At 36.4% G+C, this 7,553-nt stretch carries 7 protein-coding genes; 4 read left to right on the forward strand and 3 right to left on the reverse strand.

Annotation, left to right across the window (positions count from 1 at the left end):
* Positions 1-171: 171 nt before the first annotated feature.
* Entirely contained in the window at positions 172-1,926 is a 1,755-nt protein-coding gene (locus tag F6K15_RS25540; RefSeq protein WP_293066098.1) for an ABC transporter ATP-binding protein, read from the reverse strand.
* A 204-nt stretch (positions 1,927-2,130) separates the two neighbouring features.
* On the opposite strand from F6K15_RS25540, the gene F6K15_RS25545 reads away from it, so the two are divergent.
* The 3 genes from F6K15_RS25545 (at position 2,131) to F6K15_RS25555 (ending at position 3,183) form a co-directional block, all read left to right on the forward strand.
* Complete coding sequence (locus F6K15_RS25545; protein WP_293066101.1) at positions 2,131-2,265, forward strand: hypothetical protein; 135 nt, start codon at positions 2,131-2,133, stop codon at positions 2,263-2,265.
* Positions 2,266-2,510: 245 nt separating this feature from the next.
* A complete protein-coding gene (locus tag F6K15_RS25550) occupies positions 2,511-2,633 on the forward strand; it encodes a hypothetical protein (protein ID WP_293066104.1) in 123 nt (40 codons plus the stop codon).
* A 217-nt stretch (positions 2,634-2,850) separates the two neighbouring features.
* The gene (locus F6K15_RS25555; protein WP_293066106.1) at positions 2,851-3,183 is read left to right on the forward strand and encodes a hypothetical protein; all 333 of its coding nucleotides are present in this window, start codon (positions 2,851-2,853) and stop codon (positions 3,181-3,183) included.
* A gap of 779 nt (positions 3,184-3,962) precedes the next feature.
* Here the strand turns inward: F6K15_RS25555 and F6K15_RS25560 are convergent.
* Both F6K15_RS25560 and pap read right to left on the reverse strand, forming a co-directional pair.
* Positions 3,963-4,901 (reverse strand): YdcF family protein, encoded by a 939-nt coding sequence (locus F6K15_RS25560; RefSeq protein ID WP_293066109.1) that lies wholly within the window; start codon positions 4,899-4,901, stop codon positions 3,963-3,965.
* A gap of 151 nt (positions 4,902-5,052) precedes the next feature.
* Positions 5,053-6,540: a polyphosphate:AMP phosphotransferase gene (gene pap / locus F6K15_RS25565; protein ID WP_293066112.1), complete on the reverse strand. Its 1,488-nt coding sequence runs from the start codon at positions 6,538-6,540 to the stop codon at positions 5,053-5,055.
* Positions 6,541-6,718: 178 nt separating this feature from the next.
* Here pap and F6K15_RS25570 point away from each other — a divergent pair, with 178 nt between their 5' ends.
* Positions 6,719-7,147, forward strand: a complete 429-nt coding sequence (locus tag F6K15_RS25570; protein WP_293066114.1) for a hypothetical protein — start codon at positions 6,719-6,721, stop codon at positions 7,145-7,147.
* Positions 7,148-7,553: the final 406 nt, after the last annotated feature.

Raw genomic sequence — 7,553 nt, forward strand, 5'->3', positions numbered from 1 at the left:
ACTTCAGTTATTCAGAAATCAAACTATCCTCATAAACTTTAAGCACCATCGCCTATAACTTTATATGAAAGTCTATTTGACGAACAAGATAATTTACAACATCAAAAATGGCATTAAATCTATTCCCATGTAACTCCTGAATTCTGGCTCCTGAATTCTGAATTATGACTTCTATTCTAATAACTGTTTAAGTTTTTGCTCATTCCAAAGTGACTGATATAATCCGGTTTGCTCTACTAATTCTGCATGATTTCCAGTTTGTACAATTTTCCCTTTATCCATGACAAAAATTCTATTAGCAGTAGCAGCAGCAGACATTTGATGAGAGATAAAAATTACAGTTTTCTTTTGAGTTCCAGTTGATAAATTTTGCAAAATATGAGTTGCTGTCTGATTATCTACGCTGGAAAGTGCATCATCTAAAATTAATATTGGAGCGTCAACTAATAATGCTCTTGCTAATGCCGTTCTTTGCCTTTGTCCTCCTGATAAAGTAATCCCTCTTTCTCCAACTATCGTTTCATATTGTTGGGGAAAGTTGAGAATTTCTGCGTGAATTTGTGCTTGTTTAGCAGCAGCTTCTATTTCTATTTGTTCTGCTAATGGGTCTCCATAACGGATGTTATTTTTAATTGTTGTACTGAAGAGAAAACTTTCTTGAGGAACGTAGGCGATCGCCTGGCGTAAATCTGTTAATTTTAGTTGAGTTATGTCATAGCCATCTATAAATAGTTGGTCAATATTAATATCTAAAAGTCGAGGTAATGTATTTGCTAAAGTTGATTTTCCGGCACCAATAGATCCGACAATAGCAATAGTTTCTCCTGGTTGAATCAGAAAATTAATGTTGTCTAAGGCTGGTGTTTTACTACCTGGATAAGTATATGTTAATCCTTGGCTTTTTACCCAACCTTTTACTACTTTGGGAAAATCTAGAGGTGATTCATGGTCTTTAATTTTCGGTTCAACTGTGAGAATAGCTTCTATACGATCAATACTTACTTCTCCTCTTTGATAAGCAGTAATAGTAAAACCTAGTAATGCCGTGGGAAAAACTAAACGCTCAACATAAATAATTAAAGCTACAAAATTACCAACTGTTAATTCACCATTTTCCAGGTATATCGATCCATTCATTAGTAATATTAATAAGCTTGAACTTGCTAAACTAACTAGGATAGGAAAAAGAATATTACGAGTTTTAGCTAACTCTAAATTTGCCTCTAAAAGTCGCTGATTATAATCACTAAAACCTTGTCGTTCATTTTCTTCTTGAGCATAAATTTTGATTAGAGAAATACCATTCATATCCTCTTGAATCAAATCGCTCATATTAGAAAGTTCCTCTTGCACAGCTAATTGTTGACTTTGCAATTTATTACTAAATATTTTCACCAGTATTAGCATGACAGGATAAACAGAAACTGCTAATAGAGTTAACCGCACATTAATAGAAAGCATAACTGGCATAGTTAAACCATAGGCAAAAATTGTATTGCTAATACTTAAAACTGCAAAACCTAATAGTCTGCGGATATTATCAACATCACTTGTGGCGCGGTTAATTAAATCTCCTATTGTATTATTACTAAAATAGGATGGTTCTAATTTTAAGAGTCGATTAAAAATCTTTTGTTTGAGGTCAAATTCTACTTGCCTACCTACTCCAAATATGAGTATGCGCGATACTACTCTAATTACCCACATAATGGAGGCAAAAATTATAATTGCTACTACATAGTATAAAAATTCATCAAATTTGGTTGCTACTTTTAAATCATCTATTGCTTGACTAATTAATTTGGGAATATATATCCCTAAACTATTGACTATTAGTAGAGAAAAAACTCCTAATGATGACTTTTTCCAGTGAGGACCTAAGTAGGAGGCTAATTTTTTAAGTCTTAGTCGGGAAGATTGAGGCATAGTAGTGACTTTAGATTTTAGATAATGTTATGATTGTAGATATAGTAGAAGGAAAAAGGAAGAAGGAAGAAGGAAGAAGGCGTTTAGTTATCTACCAGAGAAGGAAAAATCTGGCTTTATCTGAGTTTTAAGCTTTTGATATGTCCTAACATTTCCTTCCACTGCTATAGTTTAAAGATACAAAAAAAATTAAATTAAAAATCCATGAAAAAATTGTTAGTTCTTGTTAAAAATGAGCTGTATCAATTGAAGAAGAAAAAAGTAGATAGGGATACTGAAAAACTATCCCTCCGCGTCTACAAACTCCAAGCAATTATAGACACCGAGGGTGAAGTGTGAGGTATTAAATCTATAGAAACCATTTGGTATCTTTGCAAAGGTAGGGCTTTTTTGCCCAAAAATCAGGAGTCATAATATTGATATTTAAGTACATAATTATAGATATCTCCAATAATCAAAAACAAAATCAATTATTGCACTCTGATTCATCAATTATTTCCCCCTATTCCCTACTCCCTACTCCCTATTTTGTAGGATATGCCTAATAGATACCAAATAGATTATATAAAGGAAAATATAAATGTATGACCGAAAAATTCTGGTCAATAGCCTCCCTTTTTAAGGGGATAAAAAGCGGTCGTTTGCGGAGCAGTCCGTTAGGATGGGATGACGAGGAAATCTTACCAGATCAAACCAACCAAGAGTAAAGAGAATATTTCAGATTTCAAGCCTCCTTATTGCAGAGGTACTGAAGTCCGCAGTTCCTTCGGAGGAGGCTAACTGAAGTCCGCAGTTCCGACCATAGGAGGCTAACTGATAACTGAAATGACTCCTAAATAATTTTGTCTGAAATTAAACTCAAAATATTACTAAAATTATCTTAATATCTTAACCACAATATTTGCCACAATAGGAATAACAAATATGGGCAAGCAATTTTCTCTTTCATTTGATGTAAAAGACAATGACACTATTGACATTGAAACTATTAAAGTTAAACTTGAAAAACCAAAAGAGAAACCATCAAAAACACCTCCCGGACAAGATTTTGTGAGAATATTGTTATTTATATTTTTAGGTATTTTGGTGATTGTTAATTTTTTAGTACCTGGTGGTAAAAAAAGCATAAATCAGGAACCATCTACTCCTGCTTCTCCTGCTTCTACCGCTTCTCCTTCTAATTCAGAGAACAATCCAACAACTACGTCCTCTAGTAATTATGACCCATTAGAAATAATATCTTTTGAAGAAAATTAAGGTAAATTCGCTACTGATTATTTAGTGAATTTTTTTAAATAAATTATCATCAAAATTATTATTAAACATAATAAAAATGCCCCTCTGCTATTCAAAATTTTTGAGGGGCTTAACGAAGTCAGAAGTCAGAAGTCAGTAGGGGCGTTTTGCTCCGCAACATATAAAGCGGAGCTTTGCGGAACGCAAATGGCCATTCGCTCCTACTGAAGTTAACCCACCCCTAATATCATGTCCGGTTGAATACTTATAAATAAATGACGGAGGAGTCAGGAGTCAGTCCTCAGGAGTCAGGAGGGAAGAAAGAAGAAGAAAGAAGCAAGAAGAAAGAAGAAAGAATAAAGAGGAGGAAAAGTAGAAAGTTTTTTTATCACTAATTATCCGGACATGATATAACCCCTCCCAACCCACCCCTCGCCCCTCCCCCTCCCAGGAGGGGAAGTAGGGGATATGAGCAACTCTCCAAAAATATTGCGCCTTAAAAGGCAGGGTCTTAGACCCATGTTATTTTGATAAATTTAGATTTTTTTTTCAGCAAAAACATAAGCATTCAGCTATCAGCAATTAGTAATGAGTAATTACTTCTAAGGTTTAGGAAAGGAACTTTACCAGTAATTTTTATTCAAATTCAATTTCAAAGGTTGCTTTTATCTTCCTCAAAATTAATAGCTGAAGTTCGCAGTTCCGACCATAGGAGGCTAGCTAATAGCTGACAGTTGTTTGCGCAGCATTCCGGAGGAAATGCTTACGTAAAAACAATATAGTTAGTTGAAAATACTTCCTCAAAAACCAGGAGCTAACCAACCGCGTAAGAAATAGTAAAATAATGCCAAATATTCTTCCCAAACTTCTGTAGTTAGTAAAAGTGCTTCGGCATTGGGTAGAAAATCTGCTAGTACAAAACGATAGGAAGAATCTTCATAAGGATTTACAGTATTAAAATCTGTGGGAGCAGGAATAGTCCTCATACCTAGTTCAGTGAAAGTTAAACTAGCACGACGAATTTGAATAGCAGAAGTAACAACAATAACTACAGGTTCTAAACCTTTTGCATCTAATATTTCACGAGTTTCAATAGCACTTTCATATACCGTTGAGCTATTTGGTTCAATAATAATAGCACCTCTTGGAACACCCAATAAAACTAAAACTCTTTTGATATCTTTAGCTTCAACTGTATTAATATCTTCTCCAATTCTTGGACCAGCACTAACAATAACGTAAGGAGCTAAACCTTTTTTATACAATTGAGCAGCATAGATAATTCGCTCTGCAGTTTTAGTTAGCTGAACTTGTATTCTATCAGGTATTATTGGTTGAGTTGTACCTTGACCTAGTAATACAATTGCATCTGCTTTTTGGTCACAACAAGCTGAGACTGAAACGACTTCTATAGCATCTTCTTCTGCTTGTTGAGCTGCCCAGACAGCAAATACTGGTGCGCTAGAAATTATTAACACTATTAAAGCTGTAATAATCAAAGCTGGTGCTGGATTTTTTATCCCCCCATTTGATATGAGAGTAGTTGCATAGATCAACAATATAATCGAAAAACCAAGTGGTTTAAATGCAAAAGCCAGAAACCTGAAAACAGCAGCCCCCACGGGACTATCTGGTGCATAAAATGCCAGTATCAACAAAATAATTGAAAATACCATCAATAACTTATAAATTAAGTTTCTCTTATCATCACCACAGGTTTTCCAGAGTGATAGAGTCATGCAAATTAATAGTATACAAAATACTATTCTGGTTAAGATGATCAGCATAATTTTTTTGATTTCTGTCCTGAGAAAATTTGGATTATTAGTTGCATCAATTAAGTGAGTTGATGCAACATTTCCCGTATATAAAAATAAAAATCAACTTATTTTATCGGTACTTAAGTTGAGTTTTGATTGCTTCTGTCACTGTTTGGATTACTTTAACACGAGCATAATGTTTATCATCACCCGCAATTAAAGTCCAAGGTGCAGTTGCCGTACTTGTAAGCTCAATCATTTGATTAACAGCTACTTCATAAACTTCCCACTTTTCTCGATTGCGCCAATCTTCCTCTGTAAGCTTATACTGTTTAAATGGGTCATTTTGCCGTTCAGTAAATCGCCTTAATTGTTCCTCCTGACTAATATGTAACCAAAACTTGACCAAAACATAACCTGCACTGGTCAATTGTCCCTCAAACTCATTAATTTCCTGATATGCACGTTGCCATTCTGAATCTGTAGCAAATCTTTCCACCCGCTCCACCAAAACTCGACCATACCAACTGCGGTCAAAAATACCAATATTTCCTGCTTCTGGCAACTGTTTCCAAAACCGCCAGAGATAATGGTAGGCTTTTTCTGACTCTGTTGGTGCAGCAAAAGCACTAACTACATAACTACGGGGGTCTAAATTATCTGTTAATCTTTTAATTGCCCCACCCTTACCCGCAGCATCCCAACCCTCAAATATTACCAGCACTGGGATTTGATGTTTGTAAATTTCCAATTGCAGTTTATTCAAAAGTGCTTGCTGCTGCCGTAGAGATTTTTTATACTGTTTAGGAGATAAGCTTTGGGTCAAATCTACTTCAGCTAAAAAATCTGGTTCCCTTGATTTGAGTTGTTCTTGAAAAGGATTTGTGAGTGGTGTGGCCTGAATATGCAGTTCGTCCAAAGCTTTACTCAAAATTGAGACCATTTCTGTCAGCACTTTGACTCTTGCCCAACGTTGAGAGTTTCCTTCTACCAATGTCCAGGGAGCAAATTCTGTGTTGGTATGAATCAGCATTTCCTCAGCAAAAGCAGTATATTTTTTATAATTTTTGGCTTGTTGCCAGTCTTCACTTCTGACCCGCCAAGCTTTTAAAGAATCAGCAGCAGTTTTTTTTAAACGCTCCTTCAATTCTTTTTTGCTCAAATGAATCCAGAATTTAGCGATCGCCACCCTATTATCCACCATCTGACGCTCAAAAGCATTAATTTGCTCTAATCTTATGGGAATTTCTGCCTCTGAGACTCTTTTAAATAATCGTTCTTCCAGGACATGAGTGTACCAGCTATGATAGAATAATCCAATTTGTCCTGCTCTAGGAAGTCTTTGCCAAAACCTCCACATAAAAGGATATTGTCGCTCTTGTGCTGTAGCAGGCCAAATTGGATGAACCACAAATCCCCTTGGGTCCATATATCCTATTATTTGCTTAACTAAAGCACCTTTACCCGCAGCGGCCCAACCTTCTAATACTATCAACACGGGTAATTTTTTTTGCCAGCAAGCTCTCTGTAGGGTTCTTAACTTCTGCATTAAGGCTTCGAGCTTGCTTATATAAGTTTCTTTATCTAGGGAGAGTTCTAAATCTAAGGTTTTTAACATCTGTCTTTTTTTATGTTGGCCGGGACGATCTTCAAACTAGGAGCCAATATCCTTTAGTTTGCTGCGCCATTCCACTTATAATGGTCAGAATAACAAGCTTTCCATCTCCATCATCCAGAGATTTCTGTTGCCTTAATTTAAGGCCAAGATTCTCAAACTCATTAATTGCAAAGAAATTATGCTAAGTAGAACACTTAAAAGCAAATTCCCAGCAGTTCTTCCCTTGAAGAAAGCACTCTCAAGAGTGGCACTCGGCCTGGCGACCCTGCTATTTACGGCAATCTTTTGTGTCGCAGCTCCCACTGCTTTAGCCAGCGAGATCGATGACTATATCAGTCAATATCAGCCAGTTATAGAAACATTGCATGGACTAGAAGTAACTGAAAAAACAGTAACGATCATAGTGACTAGCACTGGCTGCACTAAGAAACAGGACTTCATAGTCGTATCGGACAAATCCCAGCCTCTGACTGCCACATTCATCCGTCTGATACCCGATTTTTGTAGGGCTGCTTCCAGGCCTTATCCCATTACATTCTCGCTGCAGGAAGTGGGTGCGGCAGAGTTCAAAGTTGCCAATACTGTTGACCCTAGCCCCAGGTTTTAGCCAGGCCCCAAATGGGGTGCATTTCAATCAAGCAAGGCTACCACATTCGAGGAGTAGATATTGAGCTTCCAGACATTTGATGAGTAGCCCAGAAACCTGGTTTCCTAGGAGAAACCGGATTTCTTAATTTGATGCACCCCAAACAAGGCTAGGACATATTAGAAGAGGCATCTTACCTGTTCAGTCTCTGGCGATCGCCTCTTGTCCCAGCTCCCCAGGGTCAGGACTCAGTTAAAATAAGCTTAACTTATAAATTATATTTAAAACCTTACGAATTAAACCCCTTTACAAACCGAAATAAACTAGCTATATTATTAACAACGGAGCAGGAAACAAAAAACACCTGCACCACCGTACCTCGAAAATTTCATACATACATAACAGCAATCATACATTATGACAACTA

The organism is Okeania sp. SIO2B3, assembly GCF_010672525.1.
GTDB lineage: Bacteria > Cyanobacteriota > Cyanobacteriia > Cyanobacteriales > Microcoleaceae > Okeania.